The 19331-nt window shown below is 54.2% G+C and carries 20 protein-coding genes; 9 read left to right on the top strand and 11 right to left on the bottom strand.

Going from position 1 to position 19331, the window contains the following annotated elements:
• Positions 1-24: 24 nt before the first annotated feature.
• From AB4K05_RS01480 to AB4K05_RS01450, 7 genes are all read right to left on the bottom strand, one after another.
• Entirely contained in the window at positions 25-1212 is a 1188-nt protein-coding gene (locus AB4K05_RS01480; RefSeq protein ID WP_368478291.1) for an NAD(P)/FAD-dependent oxidoreductase, read from the bottom strand.
• Positions 1209-2135, bottom strand: a complete 927-nt coding sequence (locus AB4K05_RS01475; protein WP_368478290.1) for a VOC family protein — start codon at positions 2133-2135, stop codon at positions 1209-1211. Before AB4K05_RS01475 ends, AB4K05_RS01480 begins: the two co-directional genes overlap by 4 nt.
• An 88-nt stretch (positions 2136-2223) precedes the next feature.
• Positions 2224-3012, bottom strand: coding sequence for an IclR family transcriptional regulator (locus tag AB4K05_RS01470; protein WP_368478289.1), 789 nt, complete (start codon positions 3010-3012; stop codon positions 2224-2226).
• Positions 3013-3026: 14 nt separating this feature from the next.
• Positions 3027-3776 carry an SDR family oxidoreductase gene (locus AB4K05_RS01465; protein WP_368478288.1) on the bottom strand — a complete coding sequence of 250 codons (750 nt, stop codon included), beginning with the start codon at positions 3774-3776 and terminating at the stop codon, positions 3027-3029.
• Positions 3776-4798, bottom strand: a complete 1023-nt coding sequence (locus tag AB4K05_RS01460; RefSeq protein ID WP_368478287.1) for a Rieske 2Fe-2S domain-containing protein — start codon at positions 4796-4798, stop codon at positions 3776-3778. Before AB4K05_RS01460 ends, AB4K05_RS01465 begins: the two co-directional genes overlap by 1 nt.
• 10 nt (positions 4799-4808) lie before the next feature.
• On the bottom strand, positions 4809-5117 hold the full coding sequence (locus tag AB4K05_RS01455; protein ID WP_368478286.1) for a recombinase-like helix-turn-helix domain-containing protein: 309 nt from the start codon (positions 5115-5117) through the stop codon (positions 4809-4811).
• Positions 5114-5437: a Rieske (2Fe-2S) protein gene (locus tag AB4K05_RS01450; RefSeq protein WP_368478285.1), complete on the bottom strand. Its 324-nt coding sequence runs from the start codon at positions 5435-5437 to the stop codon at positions 5114-5116. The genes AB4K05_RS01455 and AB4K05_RS01450 overlap by 4 nt, the downstream gene beginning before the upstream one ends.
• Positions 5438-5855: 418 nt before the next feature.
• Here AB4K05_RS01450 and AB4K05_RS01445 point away from each other — a divergent pair, with 418 nt between their 5' ends.
• The gene (locus AB4K05_RS01445; RefSeq protein ID WP_368478284.1) at positions 5856-7067 is read left to right on the top strand and encodes an MFS transporter; all 1212 of its coding nucleotides are present in this window, start codon (positions 5856-5858) and stop codon (positions 7065-7067) included.
• A gap of 3 nt (positions 7068-7070) precedes the next feature.
• Here AB4K05_RS01445 and speB read toward each other — a convergent pair whose 3' ends face one another.
• The 3 genes from speB to yqgB all read right to left on the bottom strand — a co-directional run bounded on the left by speB (position 7071) and on the right by yqgB (position 10323).
• The gene (gene speB / locus AB4K05_RS01440) at positions 7071-7991 is read right to left on the bottom strand and encodes an agmatinase (protein ID WP_368478283.1); all 921 of its coding nucleotides are present in this window, start codon (positions 7989-7991) and stop codon (positions 7071-7073) included.
• A gap of 215 nt (positions 7992-8206) precedes the next feature.
• A complete protein-coding gene (speA, locus tag AB4K05_RS01435; RefSeq protein WP_368478282.1) occupies positions 8207-10183 on the bottom strand; it encodes a biosynthetic arginine decarboxylase in 1977 nt (658 codons plus the stop codon).
• Between the two features lie 8 nt (positions 10184-10191).
• On the bottom strand, positions 10192-10323 hold the full coding sequence (gene yqgB / locus AB4K05_RS01430; RefSeq protein ID WP_368478630.1) for an acid stress response protein YqgB: 132 nt from the start codon (positions 10321-10323) through the stop codon (positions 10192-10194).
• A gap of 649 nt (positions 10324-10972) precedes the next feature.
• On the opposite strand from yqgB, the gene metK reads away from it, so the two are divergent.
• The 8 genes from metK to ruvX all read left to right on the top strand — a co-directional run bounded on the left by metK (position 10973) and on the right by ruvX (position 18172).
• Complete coding sequence (gene metK, locus AB4K05_RS01425) at positions 10973-12127, top strand: methionine adenosyltransferase (RefSeq protein WP_368478281.1); 1155 nt, start codon at positions 10973-10975, stop codon at positions 12125-12127.
• A gap of 377 nt (positions 12128-12504) precedes the next feature.
• Positions 12505-13899, top strand: coding sequence for a sugar porter family MFS transporter (locus tag AB4K05_RS01420; RefSeq protein WP_368478280.1), 1395 nt, complete (start codon positions 12505-12507; stop codon positions 13897-13899).
• Positions 13900-13974: 75 nt separating this feature from the next.
• Positions 13975-14475 (top strand): SprT family zinc-dependent metalloprotease, encoded by a 501-nt coding sequence (locus AB4K05_RS01415; protein WP_368478279.1) that lies wholly within the window; start codon positions 13975-13977, stop codon positions 14473-14475.
• A gap of 94 nt (positions 14476-14569) precedes the next feature.
• Positions 14570-15277 (top strand): deoxyribonuclease I, encoded by a 708-nt coding sequence (endA, locus tag AB4K05_RS01410; RefSeq protein WP_368478278.1) that lies wholly within the window; start codon positions 14570-14572, stop codon positions 15275-15277.
• A 77-nt stretch (positions 15278-15354) separates the two neighbouring features.
• Positions 15355-16086 (top strand): 16S rRNA (uracil(1498)-N(3))-methyltransferase, encoded by a 732-nt coding sequence (gene rsmE / locus AB4K05_RS01405; RefSeq protein ID WP_368478629.1) that lies wholly within the window; start codon positions 15355-15357, stop codon positions 16084-16086.
• A gap of 12 nt (positions 16087-16098) precedes the next feature.
• Positions 16099-17046 (top strand): glutathione synthase, encoded by a 948-nt coding sequence (gene gshB / locus AB4K05_RS01400; protein WP_368478277.1) that lies wholly within the window; start codon positions 16099-16101, stop codon positions 17044-17046.
• Positions 17047-17192: 146 nt separating this feature from the next.
• Complete coding sequence (locus tag AB4K05_RS01395) at positions 17193-17756, top strand: YqgE/AlgH family protein (protein WP_368478276.1); 564 nt, start codon at positions 17193-17195, stop codon at positions 17754-17756.
• Positions 17756-18172: a Holliday junction resolvase RuvX gene (gene ruvX / locus AB4K05_RS01390; RefSeq protein ID WP_368478275.1), complete on the top strand. Its 417-nt coding sequence runs from the start codon at positions 17756-17758 to the stop codon at positions 18170-18172. The genes AB4K05_RS01395 and ruvX overlap by 1 nt, the downstream gene beginning before the upstream one ends.
• A gap of 52 nt (positions 18173-18224) precedes the next feature.
• Here ruvX and AB4K05_RS01385 read toward each other — a convergent pair whose 3' ends face one another.
• Complete coding sequence (locus AB4K05_RS01385; RefSeq protein ID WP_368478274.1) at positions 18225-18878, bottom strand: LuxR C-terminal-related transcriptional regulator; 654 nt, start codon at positions 18876-18878, stop codon at positions 18225-18227.
• Positions 18879-19331 lie beyond the last annotated feature (453 nt).

Below are 19331 nucleotides of genomic sequence, written 5' to 3'. Positions count from 1 at the left end.
GTCCCCCCTAAGGGTGCGCTTGGGTTATCGCAACGACATCAGTGAAAAAGCAGGGTCGGCGAGCGGCACGTCGGATAGATCCCGCCCTGCTGCCATCCAGCGTTTTGCCAGCTTGACGGTGCGGGCGTCATTAAAGGCCACTAGTTGGCTCAGCCGCCCGCGCACGTCCAGCGAGAAAAAGAGCACATCGTCGCGAACAATCGTTTCACTTCCTTTTTGCGGGATGCCGAGGATCTGAATGTTGTACTGGTATTGATCCGACCAAAGCCACGGCACTTCGTCATAACCTGCGGCCTCAGGGCTGAGCATCGACTTCGCCGTGGCCACCGCTTGATTCTGCGCGAAGGCCCAAGACTGGATGCACAATCCATACTGGTGATGCTGGGCAACGTCACCCGCAGCGAAAATGGCCGGATCCGAGGTACGTCCTTGCGCATCGACAACAATCCCCTGCTCTGTGCGCAGACCGGCGGCCTGCGCCAGCTCCAAGTTCAGGCTGACGCCAATGCCTACCACTACCGCATCGAATGTTTCACGCTGGCCGTCGCAATGGATAACCGGCTGGCCGTTATCATCCTCCAGCTCCAGCGCACCACAGCCGCAGCGGATATCCACACCCTGCTGACGATGTATCTGCGCCAGCCGCTGTGAAACCTCGTGGCTCACCGAACGCATACACAGCGCCGGCTGCTGTTCAAACAGCGTCACCGCCACGCCGCTTTTGCGCGCCGAGGCAGCAATCTCCAAGCCAATCCAGCCGCCGCCGATAATCGCCAGACGCTGGCTCTGCGCCAGCCGATGCTTCAAACGCTGGGCATCCTGCCAGTGGCGTAAGGTATAGACCTGTGGGTGCGCGGCCCACGCCTCTCCCGGCCAGCGCGCGCGACCGCCGGTGGCGATCAGCAATTGGTCGTAGCCCAGCGACTCGCCGTTGCTTAAATGTACCGTTTTCGCCTCGCGGTCGAGCGCCACGGCGCGCAGCGGGCGATACCAGTTTAGATTCAGCGTCGCCTGCGACTCCTCGCTGAACAGGCGGGGCAGCGCTGCATCCGGTTCTAACAGGGAAGCCTTTGACAACGGCGGGCGCTCATAAAAATCCCACTCTTCCTCGGCAACCACGCAAATCTCACCGTCGAAGCCTTCATCACGCAGGGTTTTCGCCGCCCAGCCGCCCGCCTGGCCACCGCCGATAATGACAATTCGCGCCGTCATACCGCCTCCGATTTCTGCTGCTGGCGGCGGGTGTCATGGTCGATTCCGCCTTCTACCGCCCATTCGGTAAATGACACCAGCGAATGTTCCAGCTCGCGCGGCTGCCAGTTTTCCGTCAGGTAGTCATCGTTGGTGTAGTACTCAAATGCGCCGCCGGTGGGGCTGTTAACGTACCAGAAGTAGGCTGATGACACCGGATGACGGCCCGGGCCGATAAAGGTGCTCCAGTCATTTTTGTTCATGGCGATGCCACCGCCGATCACTTCATGGATATCACGAACGGTAAAGGCCACGTGGTTCAGCCCACGCTTGCGGTTTGGTAATTGCAGTAAGAAAAGGTTGTGATGGCCGCCGCGTGCGCCGCAGCGCAGGAACACGGCGCGGTTGATATAGCGGTCCGACACCTGGAAGCCAAGCACCTCGCGATAGAATTTTTCCACCGCCGCCAGTTCCTCAACAAAGAACACCACGTGGCCGACGTTAATTGGCTGAGCGCGGTCGTAAACCGGGCTAGGCGTATCAATGCGGCGTACATCGCCCCACTGATTGATAGGCTCAACGTTTAGCTCAACCGGCTTCTGCTGGCTCACCTGTACCCGCAGCGTCATGCCGTTTGGATCAAGGCATTCCAGCGCGTCGCCCACCACGCGAAATCCGGGCTGCTGTTCTAACTTCGGGCGTAGTGCATCAAGATCCTGCTGGGTGGCAACGGCCCACGTCATACGGCGCAAGGTGTTGCCCGTTTCGAACGCGGGCGGAAGATCCGGGCTGTCGGTCGCATTCAGCTCGACGCGCGCGCCGCTTAAAGTGGTAAAACGCTGGCCGCTAGCATCGCCCGTCAGGCCAAAATCCTGCATAAATTTGGCGCACTGGGTCAGGTTATCGACGCCGAATTCCAGCTTTTCAATTCCAATCACGCTCATCAAAGATTGCCTCATTTGCCGTTCATCGCCCAAATTTGGGCGTAGGACATGCCCGACGCCGTCAAGCGCCTGGAGTTAACTTACTGTTTTAGCTGGCCTTAGACAGATAGCCCAAGAAGCCGGAAATTTTATCCGCCGCCTGACACACTTCGCTTTGCAGGCGCTCGCGGTCGCTCTGCGGGATCTCTTCCGCAGGCACCAGAATGCTCACCACCGCCGCCACCCGACCGCTGCGGTCATAAACCGGATACACGATGGATGAGATGCCGTGACGGAAGAATGACTCGCCAATCACGTAGCCGCGCGCTTTGTCCTGCTGCACCATTTGCCACAGCGCCTCGCGCTCGTGAAGCTGCCCCGGCGTATTGCCCGGCAACCGCTCATGCGGGAACAGCTGTTCAAAATCGGCGCGCGACAGATCGGTCAGCAACATGCGACCCAGCGAGGTGCAGTGCACCGGCAGGCGCGTGCCAATGCTGACCTGATTGATGCGCGAACCGGCGGCGCTGACGCGGGCGATGTAGATAATGTCTCGCCCGTCGCGGATAGCCAGATGGCTGCTGCATTGGCTAGTATCACGCAGTTGCTCAATCACCGGCTGGCCAACCTGCGCCACATCCAGCGAAGCGATGTATTCAAAGCCCAGACGCAGCACATTCATGCCCAGAGAGAAAGTATTGGTGCGCGTATTGCGCTCCAGAAACCCCATATACTCTAGCGTCTGTACCACGCGGTAGGCGGTCGCCTTCGGCATATCCACCAGCCGGTGTAGCTCGGCAAAAGTCAGATCGCGATGCTGCTCGCCGAAAGCCAGCAGCAGCTGCAGGCCGCGTTCCAGACCCGGTACCAAATATTTCACTTCCTGATCGCTTGCCATATCGACTCCGCCACTCAGTTAAAGACAAAACCACCGTTGACCGGGATCAGTTGGCCGGTGATAAATGCCGACAGATCGCTGAGCAACCAGACTACGCTGCCGGTCACATCCTGCGGCTGCTGCACGCCCGTTAATGCACGACCGTTTTCATACAGTTGATGCCGTTCGGCTGGCACATATTCCGTCGCCTCAACGCGGGTCAGCCCCGGAGCGATAGCGTTGATACGGATGCGTTTTTCGCCCAACTCACGCGCCATCGAGCGCGTCATGGCGATCACCGCCCCTTTGCTGGCCACATAAGCCATCAGGCGCGGCGCGCCCCACAGCGCGGTATCGGAAGCTACATTGACGATCCCCGCCCCTTCGCGCAGCAGCGGCACCGCTGCGCGGGTGACAAGCCAGGTGCCTTTGACGTTGACGCTCATGACGCGATCCCACAGATCCGGATCGTAATCGAGCATATTCTTGCCGCCGACGCCGGTGGCCATCGCCGCGTTATTCACCAGCCCGTCGATCTGCCCCTGTTCACCAATCGCGCTGAACACACGCTCAATGGATTGCTGATCGGCCAGATCGATAACGTGAGACTCAACGACAAAACCCTGTTCGCGTAAACCATGCGCGCTCTCGGCCAGCTCGCCCTTTAGGATGTCGCACATCACCACGGCGGCACCCTGCTCGGCACAAGCTTTAGCAAAGTGATAGCCCAGCCCGCGCGCGGCACCGGTGATCACGATGCGTTTGCCATTTAGCAGCCCATTCATTAGGCGGCTCCCTGCTGTTCTTCACGCGTCGCCAACTGCTCTTTCGCCGCTTTTTGCATCATGCGGCGCAGACGAGAAAGGCCGACATCATGCTGATAGAGGTATTCATGCTCGCGCGCATTTGGTGCCAGGCTCTCCAGCACCACGCGATCCTGCTCCAGCACTTCCCAATGCAGTTTCTCCAGCCGATTACGATACATGAAGCGCCACATATCGCGCTGCCAGCCCTGCACCCGGCGAATGCGCCAGAAGAACACGCGGCAATGATCGTTATCCTCAGGCACCACCATGCCGACGATAAAGAAGTGCCCGCCTGGGCCAAATCGCTGCTTGTAGGGGATCGACAGGCGCATCCAGTAGGCGCCGCTGCTGCCGAGTTCAACCCAGTCAAAGTTGACGCCGCTCTGGCCCTTTTTCTCAAAAATAAAGCCGGTTTTCGTCGGCTGTAGCACCATGTCGGCTTTACGGTCGCCTTCCGCCATCGAATGCGAGGAGGAATGCAGGTAGGTGCCGTGCATCGGGTCCATCACGTTTTCCAGCGCGTACTGATAGTTGCAATCCCACGCGGCGGTGCAGAGGAAGTTGCTGTAGGACTCGCCGTCGGCCAGTTCCGCCGGGAAGGTCAGTTCATCGGGTTGTTGATCGGCGGTCACGCCGAACCACAGGAAAATGGCACCGTGTGCTTCCTCGACGTTGTAGCTACGTACGCACTGTTGGCCCACCAGCGGGCATTTGTCGACGGCAGGGACATCCTTAACTTCGCCATTTCCCGCCACCTCAACGCCGTGATACCAGCAGGCGATGCGATCGCCAAGATTCCAGCCCATCGACAGGCGCGCGCCACGGTGCGGACAGCGATCTTCCAGCGCCTGCACCTGGCCATCTTTGTTACGCCAGACCACAATCTGCTCGCCGAGGCGGGTAATGCCCACCGGCGCGGACTGCACTTCCCAACTGGACAACACCGGATACCACAGACCACGCAGGCCTTTATCGAGATAGTTTTGTACGCTAGTCGTCATCACATTGCCCTCAGTAACCGTTAACCTGTAAGAACGCTTGGAAGCTGGCTTCGCTCCATGGCTCGCCCTGTTGATCGTGCATGCGCACCGCGTTCAACCCGTTCACCAGTTCCGGCAAGGTTTCAGCCCCCTGTTCAAAGAGATCTTCCAGCGTGGCGATAAGGTTCAGCTCCCAGTTTTCCGGCACTCGGCTGCGGGTTTGCCAGATCAGGTTCTGGTAAGCACCCGGTTTATGGATAGCGCCGTTTCCGCCCTCTGCCGGGGGGGTAAACTGGCGGCTTTCCGGCAGTGCCGGGTTAAAATTCAGGGTGTCGCTCATGCCACGGTCTCCTCGATAAACGTAATCTGGATCTGGTTTTCAAATACCCGGACCGGGTAGCGATTGAGGCTCCGCCCGCCGGGGCCATGCAGGCACTGCCCGGTTTTGACATCAAAGACGGCTTCATGCAGCGGGCACTCCACCTTGCCATCCTCCACAAAGCCTTGGCTCAGCAGCGCATAAGCGTGGGGGCAGACGTCTTCCAGCGCGTAATATTCGCCGTCGATCAGGTAAACGCCGATCTCTTTGCCTTCGACGTTGCCGCTAAAAGGGAAATCTTCCTGTACTTGTTGTGCATCACATATGCCTATCCAGCTCATCGCGATCCTCCAGGCGTTTGTTTCATATATGAAACTCTGTTTCTTATTTAATACGGTCAATATAAAAGCGATCAGAGCCACGTCAAGCGACAATGTGACGAATTTGTTAATCAATCGACATTTAGTGGGCTAAGTGTGCAAACGATCACGAAAAAATGCAGTGATATGAAATTTTCATATTCATGAGCAGGCTAAATACGTTTTATTAATGACCGCTGTTTTATGAGAAATAGATATTGACTTATTCGACCATCACTCTCTAAAAACTATTAATCACAAACATTACGATGTTTCACCTATGAAACGATTATTTATATATTCTTTATAAAACAATAAGTTTCATATGTGAGACATTTTAGATACGTGATAGTCACCAGTAGAATAATATAAACAAATAAAAATCATTAAGGCGGAAGTCATGACGGCAAGATGGCAAGGCACAATCGCATTATTATTGTTAATTATTATTTCATACGTCGACCGGGTAAATATCTCGGTGATGATCCTCAACCCGGAATTCGCGGCATATTTCCAGTTAAATGAAAACAGAATGTTACAGGGAATGCTGATGACCTGTTTTCTTCTGGGCTATGGTTTTTCAGCCTTGCTATTAACTCCGGTTATTGAAAGCAGGCTCCATTACCGACAGGGACTGCTGGCCAGCATCGTGATTTGGGCCGTTGTTTGCGCGATATCACCGCTGCTGGGTTCACTGATGGGCATGCTGGTCGCCCGAGCGATCCTCGGTATCGCCGAGGGGCCGCTGTTCTCGCTAAAAACGCGCTTTATCAGCGAGCACTTCGCGGCGGATGAAATCGGTAAGCCCAACGCCGTTACCGCGCTCGGCGTCTCTTTGGGCCTAGCGGTCGGCTTCCCGCTGGTCACTTGGATGATGGCGCACCTCGGCTGGATGGGGTCGTTTTATGCCTTGGCAGCGGTGAATCTACTGCTCGGCGGCGGGCTTATCTGGCGTTTCCTTCCCGCACCTAGGCAGGCCGCTAAATGCTCCAGCGCCGGGTTTAAGCACACGTTCTCTCTCGCTTGGCAAACGCCGCTATTAGGCTGGATTTTATTGGTTGAGATCGCCACGCTCAGCTACCTATGGGGTAGCAGTGCATGGCTGCCGGCATGGCTGCGCGACGAGCACCACTTCTCTCTGAATGCCACCGGTCTGCTGGCGGCTATTCCTTTCTTGCTTAGCCTAGGGTCAAAATTGCTGGGCGGCGTGCTGCTGGACAAAATGCGCCCCGAGCAAGCGCCTTTCCTGTTCGTGGCTGGGGGGCTTATGACCGCGCTCTCGGTGATGGCCCTGATGTTGAGCCATCAGCCGGTGATGCTGGCGCTGTTTATGCTGTCGGCCAATATTTTCTGGGGATTACAGGGGGCGGCTATTCCTGCCGTTGTCCAGCACCATGCGGCGCGGGAAGCGGTGGGCAGCGCCTATGGCATTATCAATGGGATCGGTAATATCTGCGCGGCATTCATTCCGCTGCTGATGGGGATGGTGATGAAATCGGTAGGATCGGTCAGTTCAGGATTTTCGGTCCTAGTGGCGTCACAGATTATCACGCTGCTTGCCGGAGGGATGCTGCTGCTGCGCATGCGTCGCGCAGCAGCAGTGAGCGTCTAAGGCTTATTCGCCTTTTTTCGCCGCCTGGATGTAGAGCATTTCCAGCGCCAGAGTCGCCGCGGCCAGCGCGGTGATCTCGGACTGGTCGTAGGCCGGAGCCACTTCCACTACGTCCATGCCGACGATGTTCAGATCTTTCAGGCCGCGCACCAGTTTGATCGCGCGGTCAGAAGTCAGGCCACCGATCACCGGCGTGCCGGTACCAGGTGCAAACGCCGGATCCAAACAGTCGATGTCGAAGGTCAGGTAAACTGGCATGTCGCCGACAATTTGCTTCACCTGAGCGATGATGTCGTCGACGCTGCGATCGTTCACTTGGCACGCATCCAGCACGGTAAAGCCGTTGTCTTTATCGAACTCGGTACGAATACCGATCTGTACCGAGTGATTCGGATCGATCAGGCCTTCGTTCGGCGCGGTGTAGAACATGGTGCCGTGGTCAAACTCACAGCCGTTGGCGTAAGTATCGGTGTGCGCATCAAAGTGCACCAGCGCCATTTTGCCGAAGTGTTTCGCGTGCGCGCGCAGCAGCGGCAGAGTGACGAAGTGGTCACCGCCAAAGGACAGCATGCGTTTACCGGCGGCCAGCAGTTTTTCCGCGTGCGCCTGCAGTTTCTCGCTCATTTCACGAGCATCGCCGAACGCGTAAACCAGATCGCCACAGTCCACCACGTTCAGGCGCTCACGCATATCGAAGTTCCACGGGAAGCGGTTGTGCTCCCATGCGAGGTTGGTTGACACCTGACGGATCGCCGCCGGGCCGTGACGGCCACCGGCACGGCCAGAGGTTGCCATATCAAAAGGCACACCGGTAATGACCCAATCCGCATCGCTGTCGTATGGCATGAAGTTCATCGGCAGACGAAGAAAACCAAACGCGTTGGAAACTAAGGAGTTGTCGTATTGATGACCCAAGGTGCTCATGTGCTGACCTCTTTAAAATCATTGTAAAAAAAATCCCCTCCGCGTCGTTAGGCCCGACGAGGAAGGGATTGATTTGGTAACTGCATATTTGCGGCGGATTATCGCCGTTATTTTGTACGGATTCAAGCTGGCGTCGTAAATGCCGGATAGCGGCTTCGCCTTATCCGGCCTACACACGTAGACCCGGTAAGCGCAGCGCCACCGGGCAATCACCGTTACTCGTCTTCCAAATAAGTATAGCCGTACAGACCGGCTTCAAACTCTTCCAAGAACTGTTGCTGCAACGCCTCGTCCAGATCGGTGTTTTTCACCTGATCGCGGAACTGAGTGAGCAGCGTGTTCGGATCAAGCTGAACATACTGCAGCATGTCCGCCACGGTATCGCCTTCATCGGACAGTTCAACCTCAACGCTGCCGTCAGGGAAGACGAACACGTCAACCGCTTCGGTATCACCGAACAGGTTGTGCATGTTGCCGAGGATCTCCTGATACGCGCCAACCATAAAGAAGCCCAGTATCGGCGGGTTTTCCGGGTCGTATTCCGGCATCGGCATGGTGGTGGCAATACCGTCGCCATCCACGTAGTGATCGATTGCACCGTCAGAGTCACAGGTAATATCCAGCAGGACCGCGCGGCGCTCTGGTATCTGATTCAGACCTTCCAGCGGCATAACCGGGAACAGCTGATCAATACCCCATGCATCTGGCATCGACTGGAACAGGGAGAAGTTGACGTAAATCTTATCCGCCATACGCTCTTGCAGTTCGTCGATAATCGGACGGTGTGCACGGTTGCTTGGGTCTAGTTGCTTTTGCACTTCGTGGCACATGTTCAGATAGAGCTGCTCTGCCCACGCGCGCTCATGCAGACTAAAGGTGCCGGATGAGTAGCCAACATGGACATCGTGCAAATCCATCTGGCTGTCGTGCAGCCATTCACGCAGCGAGCGACGGTTGCCCGGCTCGTGCATCTCCTGCCAGGTTTCCCACATGCTTTGCAGCGCGCGTGGCGCATCATCGGCCGGTGGCGTGGCTTCAGTGTGTTCGCTACGCTCAACGCCGATAATGTTGGATACCAGCACCGTGTGATGCGCGGTGACCGCACGGCCAGATTCGGTAATCACCGTTGGGTGCGGCAGACCGTGCTCTTCACAGGCATCGCCGATAGCCCAGATGATGTTGTTCGCGTATTCGTTCAGCCCGTAGTTGACGGAGCAATCGGACTGGGAACGCGTCCCTTCGTAGTCCACGCCAAGGCCGCCGCCGACGTCGAAGCACTGGATATTCACGCCGAGCTTGTGCAGCTCAACGTAGAAACGGGCTGACTCACGCACGCCGGTGGCGATATCGCGAATGTTCGCCATCTGCGAACCGAGGTGGAAGTGCAGCAATTGAATGCTGTCCAGACGACCGCGTTCGCGCAGAATTTCCACCAGTTGCAGGACCTGGTTTGCAGCCAGACCAAACTTGGATTTTTCACCGCCGGAGGACTGCCATTTGCCAGAGCCTTGAGACGCCAGACGCGCACGTACGCCAAGGCGCGGCACCACGTTCAGACGTTCAGCTTCTTCCAGCACGATGGCGATTTCGGACATCTTCTCGATGACCAGATAGACCTTGTGGCCCATCTTCTCGCCCACCAGCGCCATACGGATGTATTCACGGTCTTTATAGCCGTTGCAGACGATCACGCTACGGGTCATGCCCGCGTGCGCCAGCACCGCCATCAATTCAGCTTTCGAGCCGGCCTCTAGACCCAGCGGTTCACCGGAGTGAATCAGGGATTCAATGACGCGACGATGCTGGTTAACCTTAATCGGGTAGACGAGGAAGTAATCGCCTTTATAGCCGTAGGATTCACGGGCGCGTTTGAATGCCGCGTTAATCGAACGCAGACGATGCTGCAGGATCTGCGGGAAGCAGAACAGTGCAGGCAGACGTTGCCCCTGTGCTTCACGGGCTTTGACCAACTGAGCGAGGTCAACGCGGGCGTCGGGAACATCCGGGTCAGGGCAGACGCTGATGTGGCCAAGCTCGTTGACGTCGTAGTAGTTATTGCCCCACCAGGCAATGTTGTATGTGCGTAGCATTTTGCTGGCTTCTTGGGAGCTCATCGCAACCTCCTGCATGGAACGTAGTACACCGCGTTCGCCTGCTGACGAAGGCGAATCCAATGAAATGTCGTCAGACATAGCGAACCTCAATTATTTATAACAAGTGTAAAACAGTTAACTACTATCGCAGCGTAACGTCGCGATAACAACCCATAAGCAGACGGATTAGCCAGCAGAACATGCTGGTACGCCGCCTGTGCGACCGGTTTCTTATTCATATCATTGTAAAACACGCATCTGAACCTGGTATGACGGTTCAACGAAACCACGAGAAAACCCTTGCCACAGCAAGAGCGCCCTTGTTCAGTCTTCAGTTACCTACCGGCTCTGGAGTCCTGAGAAGCGCCGAAATGGGTATAGCATCGGCTGGTATGCAAAGCAGAAATGGAGATTGCGAGGGGTATGTTCGCGCCAGAACGGCACGACAAAATCGGCAGAATACAACGGTTCATTATCTCGTATCACCTCCACGGCCGCCTCGAAAGACGAACCTTAAGCCAAAGCAAAGTTTTAGCCCGGCTGGAAGTGGCGACACGTAGAAAATGACGTGTGCTTATTGGTATGAGCCGCGCGCGGCGTTTTATACCGAGAAGATAGAAAAAAAGCAAAAGATAAATGTGTGCATTGACGGCAGTGTCAGGAAAAATTTCCAATCCATCGAGCAGCAGAATGAGAGGCATCTCAAAAAAAACTGGCAATGAGGTGAAGATGTGACCTAAAATAGCCATCCAGATGTTAATCCGTCTATACCGATTAACACTCAGACTGCCAGTGACAGAAACCTATCACTCCATGATAGAATCCACCACCGTGACTATGCAGCACAACAGTTTGAGCTAACCAAATTCCTATTGGGTGAAATTAAATATGGCAAAACACCTTTTTACGTCCGAGTCTGTATCCGAAGGGCATCCTGACAAAATTGCGGACCAAATTTCTGACGCCGTGCTGGACGCGATCCTAGAACAGGATCCGAAAGCTCGCGTAGCGTGCGAAACCTACGTCAAAACCGGTATGGTGCTGGTCGGCGGTGAAATCACCACCAGCGCGTGGGTTGATATCGAAGAGATCACCCGTCAGACCGTTCGCGAAATTGGCTATGTGCATTCGGATATGGGCTTTGATGCCAACTCCTGTGCGGTACTGAGCGCTATCGGTAAACAGTCTCCGGACATCAACCAGGGCGTTGACCGCGCCGACCCACTGGAACAAGGTGCGGGCGACCAGGGCCTGATGTTTGGTTATGCAACCAACGAAACCGACGTGCTGATGCCAGCGCCTGTGACCTACGCACACCGTCTGGTGCAGCGTCAGGCTGAAGTGCGCAAAAATGGCACCCTGCCTTGGCTGCGTCCGGATGCAAAATCTCAGGTCACCTTCCAGTACGACGACGGCAAAGTTGTCGGTATCGATGCGGTGGTTCTGTCCACTCAGCACGCTGAAAGCATCGACCAGAAATCGCTGCAGGAAGCGGTGATGGAAGAGATCATCAAGCCAACTCTGCCAACTGAATGGCTGAACGCGTCGACCAAATTCTTTATAAACCCAACGGGTCGTTTCGTTATCGGTGGCCCAATGGGCGACTGCGGCCTGACCGGTCGTAAAATCATCGTTGATACCTACGGCGGCATGGCTCGTCACGGCGGCGGTGCATTCTCTGGTAAAGATCCATCAAAAGTTGACCGTTCTGCAGCATACGCCGCACGCTATGTGGCGAAAAACATCGTTGCTGCAGGTCTGGCTGACCGCTGTGAGATCCAGGTTTCCTACGCTATCGGCGTAGCAGAGCCAACCTCCATCATGGTTGAAACTTTCGGCACCGAGAAAGTGCCTGCTGAACAGCTGATTGGTCTGGTACGCGAGTTCTTCGATCTGCGTCCATACGGCCTGATCCAGATGCTGGATCTGCTGCACCCGATCTACAAGGAGACCGCAGCATACGGTCACTTTGGTCGTGAACATTTCCCTTGGGAAAAAACCGACAAAGCCGCTCAACTGCGCGAAGCTGCTGGCCTGAAATAAGCCCAAGCTTCTCCCATAAAAGCCAGCCTCGCGCTGGCTTTTTTTATCCCCGAAATCCTCCCTTCTACGTATCAATTTACATTTATACACAAATTGATGTAAGCGATTACATAATCAGAGCCGCCACACTAAAGCCCTCACAACTCCCAATGAAACAGCTTTTCATCTTAATGCGTCATGTTTCAGGAAAGTCTTAATATTATTTTATTCCATCGCATAATCATTGATAAACCAATTGATTTAATTGAAAATTAACTCATTCATAACATCAATAGCAGTGTAAGCGATTACACTGCCGTGATTGTCATCACGTTTTTTTGCTGAGTACTCTCCTACCCTAAGCATCTACAAAACAAATAAATCCACTGGAGGGCATCATGCCTAGCAATAAAAAACAGGGCCGCTCTAACAAGACAATGACCTTCTTTGTCTGCTTCTTAGCGGCCCTAGCCGGACTGTTGTTCGGCCTTGATATCGGCGTTATTGCTGGTGCTCTGCCCTTTATCACTACCGATTTCCAACTCAGTGCCCATACGCAAGAGTGGGTGGTCAGCTCCATGATGTTTGGTGCCGCAGTCGGCGCCGTCGGCAGCGGCTGGCTCTCCTTCCGACTCGGTCGTAAGAAAAGCCTGATGATCGGCGCTATCTTGTTCGTCGCCGGTTCCCTGTTCTCCGCCGCCGCGCCAAACGTTGAGATCCTACTTATCTCCCGCGTCCTGCTCGGCCTTGCCGTTGGCGTCGCGTCCTACACCGCACCGCTGTACCTGTCCGAAATCGCGCCGGAAAAAATCCGTGGCAGCATGATTTCTATGTATCAGCTGATGATTACCATCGGTATTCTCGGTGCTTACTTGTCCGACACCGCTTTTAGCTACAGCGGCGCATGGCGCTGGATGCTGGGCGTCATTATCATCCCTGCTATCTTGTTGCTGATTGGCGTGTTCTTCCTGCCAGACAGCCCGCGCTGGTTTGCCGCAAAACGTCGCTTTAACGACGCAGAACGCGTCCTCCTGCGTCTGCGCGATACCAGCGCCGAAGCCAAGCGTGAGCTTGATGAAATCCGCGAAAGCCTGAAGGTGAAACAAAGCGGCTGGGCGCTGTTTAAAGAAAACAGCAACTTCCGTCGCGCGGTATTCCTCGGCATCTTGCTGCAGGTGATGCAGCAGTTCACCGGCATGAACGTCATCATGTACTACGCGCCAAAGATTTTTGAACTGGCGGGCTATGCCAATACCAACGAGCAGATGTGGGGCACGGTTATCGTTGGCCTGACCAACGTGCTGGCGACCTTTATTGCTATCGGCTTGGTTGACCGCTGGGGCCGTAAACCAACCCTGATTCTTGGCTTTATTGTGATGGCCGTGGGTATGGGCGTTCTGGGTACCATGATGCACGTCGGCATTCACTCTGCCGCTGCGCAGTACACTGCCGTACTGATGCTGCTGATGTTTATCGTAGGTTTTGCCATGAGTGCAGGTCCGCTGATTTGGGTTCTGTGTTCTGAAATCCAGCCGCTGAAAGGCCGTGATTTTGGTATCACCTGCTCCACCGCGACCAACTGGATTGCCAACATGATTGTCGGCGCAACCTTCCTGACCATGCTGAACTCGCTGGGCAGCGCCAACACCTTCTGGGTTTACGGTGGTCTGAACGTGCTGTTTATCTTCCTGACCCTGTGGCTGATTCCAGAAACCAAAAACGTGTCTCTGGAACACATCGAACGTAATCTGATGCAGGGCCGTCCGCTGCGCGAAATTGGTGCCCGCGACTAACCCTGATGACGCTTCCTCCTCCGGGGGGAAGCTTCCCCTTGCACCGCCCCGCGTCACGTTTTATTCTCAGCCGTTATGAAAACCCCTCGAATTCCTATCGCCATCCAGCAAAACATAATGCGTAGCCTGCGAGAAAAACTCGCCCAGGCCAATCTCGCGCTGGGTCGCAATTATCCAGAGCCAAAGCTTGTCTATCAGCAGCGCGGCACCTCCGCCGGCACAGCTTGGCTGCAGCAGTATGAAATTCGCTTGAACCCGGTACTGCTCGTCGAAAATCAGCAGGCCTTTATTGAAGAAGTGGTGCCGCATGAGCTGGCCCATCTGTTGGTGTGGAAACATTTTGGCCGTGTGCCGCCGCACGGCAAAGAGTGGAAGTGGATGATGGAGAGCGTACTTGGCGTAGCCGCTCGCCGCACGCACCAGTTTGAGCTGGAATCGGTGCGCCGCGAAACCTTTCCCTATCGATGTCGCTGCCAACTCCACCAACTGACCGTCCGGCGCCATAACCGCGTGCTGCGCGGCGAAGCCACCTACCGGTGCGTCCACTGCGGCGAACCATTGGTTGCAGAAATGTAACCATTGGAAATATCAGGAACTTTTCCGTTCTAACTGATTGCATCTGACAATCACATTGGGTACGTTGCGGGCTCGTTTTGAGATGGAGTTCGTGATGTACCGTAAATTGTCTTTTGCCACCGCGTTTCTGGCGGCGGCGCTCTCAGGCCAGGCGTTTGCCGAGGGTATCAATAGTTTTTCACAGGCTAAAACGGCAGGCGTGAAGGTCAATAGTGACGTCCCCGGCGATTTCTACTGCGGCTGTAAAATTAACTGGCAGGGCAAGAAAGGCGTTATCGATCTGGAATCGTGTGGCTATAAAGTACGTAAAAATGAGAATCGTGCTAGCCGCGTCGAATGGGAACACGTGGTTCCAGCATGGCAGTTTGGCCATCAGCGCCAGTGTTGGCAGGACGGCGGCAGAAAGAACTGCGCCAAAGATCCAGAATATCGCAAGATGGAAAGCGATATGCATAATCTGCAGCCCGCCGTCGGTGAGGTGAATGGCGATCGCGCCAACTTTATGTACGGTCAGTGGAACGGTGGCGAAGGCCAATACGGTCAGTGCGCCATGAAAGTCGATTTTAAAGGCAAAGTCGCCGAACCACCGGAGCGCTCACGCGGCGCGATTGCACGCACCTACTTCTATATGCGCGACCGTTACAGCCTGAACCTCTCCCGTCAGCAAACCCAACTGTTCAACGCTTGGGACAAAATGTATCCCGTCAGCAGTTGGGAGTGCCAGCGCGACGAACGCATCGCGAAAGTCCAAGGCAACCATAACCCATATGTGCTGCAAGCTTGCCAGGCACAAAAGAGCTAACCTACACTAGCGGCAATCGTTAATTAGCTCCGGCCCTCTCGACTTGAGAGGGCTAGCAACAGATGGAATTCAGACTTATGCGTATCCCCCGCATCTACCACCCGGAACCAGTCACCGTTGGCACACAGATCTCGCTGTGCGAAGACGCAGCCAACCACGTCGGCCGCGTTCTGCGGATGGGCAAAGGCCAAGAGATTCAGCTATTTGACGGCAGTAATCAGGTTTTTGACGCCATCATTACCGACGCCAGCAAGAAAAATGTGATGGTCGAGATCCAGCGTGGTGAGCTCGACGACCGTGAGTCTCCGGTCCATATTCACCTCGGCCAAGTGATGTCCCGGGGCGATAAAATGGAATTCACTATCCAGAAATCGATAGAACTGGGTGTAAGCCTCATTACGCCACTTTTTTCTGAGCGCTGCGGGGTTAAACTAGACGCCGAGCGTCTGAATAAGAAGCTCCAGCAATGGCAAAAAATCGCTATTGCCGCCTGCGAGCAGTGTGGCCGTAATGTGGTGCCGGAAATTCGCCCGGCAATGGATGTCGAAGACTGGTGTGCCGAGCAGGATGACGCGCTAAAGCTCAACCTGCACCCACGCGCCAGTGCCAGCATCAACACGCTGCCGCAGCCGGTTGAACGCGTACGTTTGCTGATTGGTCCAGAAGGCGGCCTATCGGCGGATGAAATTGCCATGACCGCACGTTACCAGTTTACTGATATTCTGTTGGGGCCTCGCGTTTTGCGTACAGAGACTACCGCACTCACCGCCATCACCGCACTGCAGGTGCGCTTTGGTGACCTGGGTTAAAGGAGAACAATAATGATCAAGCTCGGCATCGTGATGGATCCCATCGCAAGCATCAATATCAAAAAAGACACCAGCTTCGCTATGCTGCTAGAAGCGCAACGCCGCGGATACGAACTCCACTATATGGAGATGAACGATCTGTATCTGGAAAACGGCGTATCGTACGCCCGTACGCGCCTGCTAAGCGTTGAGCAGAATTACGACAAATGGTACGAATTTAACGGCGAGCAAGAGATTAAGCTGGCCGATCTCGACGTCATCCTGATGCGTAAAGATCCCCCGTTCGACACTGAGTTTATCTACGCGACCTACATTCTTGAGCGCGCAGAAGAGCAAGGGACGCTAATCGTCAACAAGCCGCAGAGTCTGCGCGACTGTAACGAGAAGCTGTTCACCGCTTGGTTCTCCGATCTCACGCCGGAAACACTGGTCACCCGTAATAAGGCGCAGCTGAAAGCGTTTTGGCAAAAACACGGTGACATCATTATGAAACCGCTGGACGGCATGGGCGGCGCGTCAATCTTCCGCGTGAAGGAAGGCGATCCGAACATTGGTGTTATAGCCGAAACGCTAACCGAGCTGGGCAGCCGCTACTGCATGGCGCAAAATTACCTGCCGGCTATCAAAGATGGCGACAAGCGCGTGCTGGTCATTGATGGCGAACCGGTGCCTTATTGCCTGGCTCGTATCCCGCAGGGTGGCGAAACGCGCGGTAACTTGGCTGCCGGTGGTCGTGGCGAACCGCGTCCGCTCAGCGAAAGCGACTGGGCTATCGCCCGTAAAGTCGGCCCGACGCTGAAAGCAAAAGGGTTGATCTTCGTAGGCCTCGATATCATTGGCGATCGCCTGACGGAAATTAACGTCACAAGCCCTACCTGTGTACGCGAAATTGAAGCGGAATATCCGATTTCTATCACCGGTATGCTGATGGACGCTATCGAAAAACGTCTGCAAAAATAAGGCGTTGAATTTAAACGGCGGGAGGGAACCCGCCGCTAGCTAGGCTTTTCGTCCCTTGTGTAAGCGGGTAAGCCTGGTGACAGCAGTGCGCTTTCCCCTCATACTGGGCGCTGCTGCTTTTTGAAACAGGACAAGAACCTCTGATAATGAATTTACAGCATCATTTTCTCATCGCTATGCCATCCCTACAGGATCCTATCTTCCGTCGTTCCGTGGTTTACATCTGCGAGTATAACGATGACGGAGCAATGGGGATCATCATCAATAAACCACTGGAAAACCTGCAGATCGAAGGGATCCTCGAAAAGCTGAAGATCACTCCCGATCCCCGCGACCCATCTATTCGCTTAGATAAACCAGTAATGCTGGGCGGCCCGCTGGCGGAAGATCGTGGCTTTATCGTGCATACGCCTCCGGCGTCGTTCTCCTCAAGCATTCGCATCTCGGACAACACCATTGTCACCACTTCGCGTGACGTGCTGGAAACGCTGGGTACCGAACGCCAGCCATCCGACGTGCTGGTCGCGTTAGGGTACGCGTCTTGGGAAAAAGGACAGCTCGAGCAGGAAATCCTCGATAACGCTTGGCTTACCGCCCCGGCAGATTTAAATATCCTGTTTAAAACGCCGATAAGCGATCGTTGGAAAGAGTCAGCTAAGCTAATTGGTATCAATATCCTGACCATGTCAGGTACTGCGGGGCACGCATAATGAGTGGAACACTGCTGGCATTCGACTTTGGTACGCGGAGCATTGGCGTGGCTATCGGCCAACGCATCACCGGTACCGCTCGCCCGCTGACGGCTATCAAAGCCCAAGACGGCACGCCGGATTGGAATATTATCGGTCGTCTGCTCAAAGAGTGGCAGCCGGAGTCGGTTATCGTAGGTTTGCCGCTCAATATGGACGGCACCGAGCAGCCGTTAACCGCGCGCGCACGTAATTTCGCCAATAAAATTCACGGCCGCTTTGGCGTGGCGATTAAGCTGCATGATGAAAGATTAAGTACCGTAGAAGCTCGTGCGGGGCTGTTTGAACGCGGTGGATTCCGCGCACTCGACAAAGGCAGCGTAGACTCAGCTTCTGCCGTGGTGATTTTAGAAAGCTATTTCGAGCAAGGTTTCTAGAAGGCGGCCCCGGGAATGACTTCCCGTAGGCTCACCTAATTCGCTCTATCGATTAGTGGCGCAGATTTTCATTCGCCCAGCTGACCGCCTGGGTTCTGTTTTTCACGCTCAGTTTGCGGAAAACATTATACAGGTGAGTACGCACGGTATTCTCACTAATGAACAAGGCGCGAGCAATATCCATATTGGTTGCACCATGGCGTAATTCGTTCAGAATTTCGCATTCACGTTCAGTCAGCGGTACGCTGTCATTCGTTTCAGGCGTTTGTTCAACGGCGTACATTGCTGGGTGCATCACGCTCAATTCAGCCGTCTGCTCGCCGTTTAAGACCGCTTTGACGCCCTCAATTAAGCGCGATTCATCGTCGTCATGACGGAACACGCCGTACAATGCTGGCCACTGCGCCATTTCATATAGTTCATACTTCTGCGCACTATTAATAATCAGCAGACGTGGCGAGTCAAACTGGGTACGAATAATATCACGCCAGATACCGTTCAGTTTTTTGTTAGATACAGCAATATCAAACAATACCACGGTCCCTTTGCTTACGCGCTGGACAAGGGGCTTGTTGATATTGTGAACATCGACAGAAACAGACAGTAAATCAGTAAGATAGTTTGCAAACGCGTTTGCTTGCACAGACGGATGGGTGATTAAAATAATCTTGCGGGAATTAGATACACTCTCAGTCACTTCAAACATTTCGAAACTCTCCATAGTTCATATCCACCATCATGGTGATTAAATAAGTCAAAGCAAAGGCAAACCTAATACCATTAATAATAAGAACCAACCAATATGTGAAACTTTATTTTATTAGATTAGTCCTAATTACACAAACAGGATAGAACGAAGACCTTAGAAGTGTCAAAACAATATCAACCTTTTTTTGTAAGTCTACGCAACACAATGTAATAAGCCAATTACATTACTCTCGTCTTAATGATTTACATAGTTACAATCATATTAAGACAAATGTCGTAGGAAGTTTTGTTTCCGCCTGTTGAAAAATCACCCTAGAATTACAAATAAATACATTAGCGCAACAGTGGCAAAAATAAAGTTTACAAGTTTCGATTAATCGCAAGATTATTATTTGAATATTATTGCCGAAACAAAACATTCATCACATTTCTGATGGTATCTCTATGCTAG

Source organism: Kluyvera sp. STS39-E (assembly GCF_040932435.1).
Classification (GTDB): domain Bacteria; phylum Pseudomonadota; class Gammaproteobacteria; order Enterobacterales; family Enterobacteriaceae; genus Kluyvera.
The sequence above is the reverse complement of the archived record's forward strand: the minus strand, read 5'-3'. Positions and strand labels throughout refer to the sequence as shown.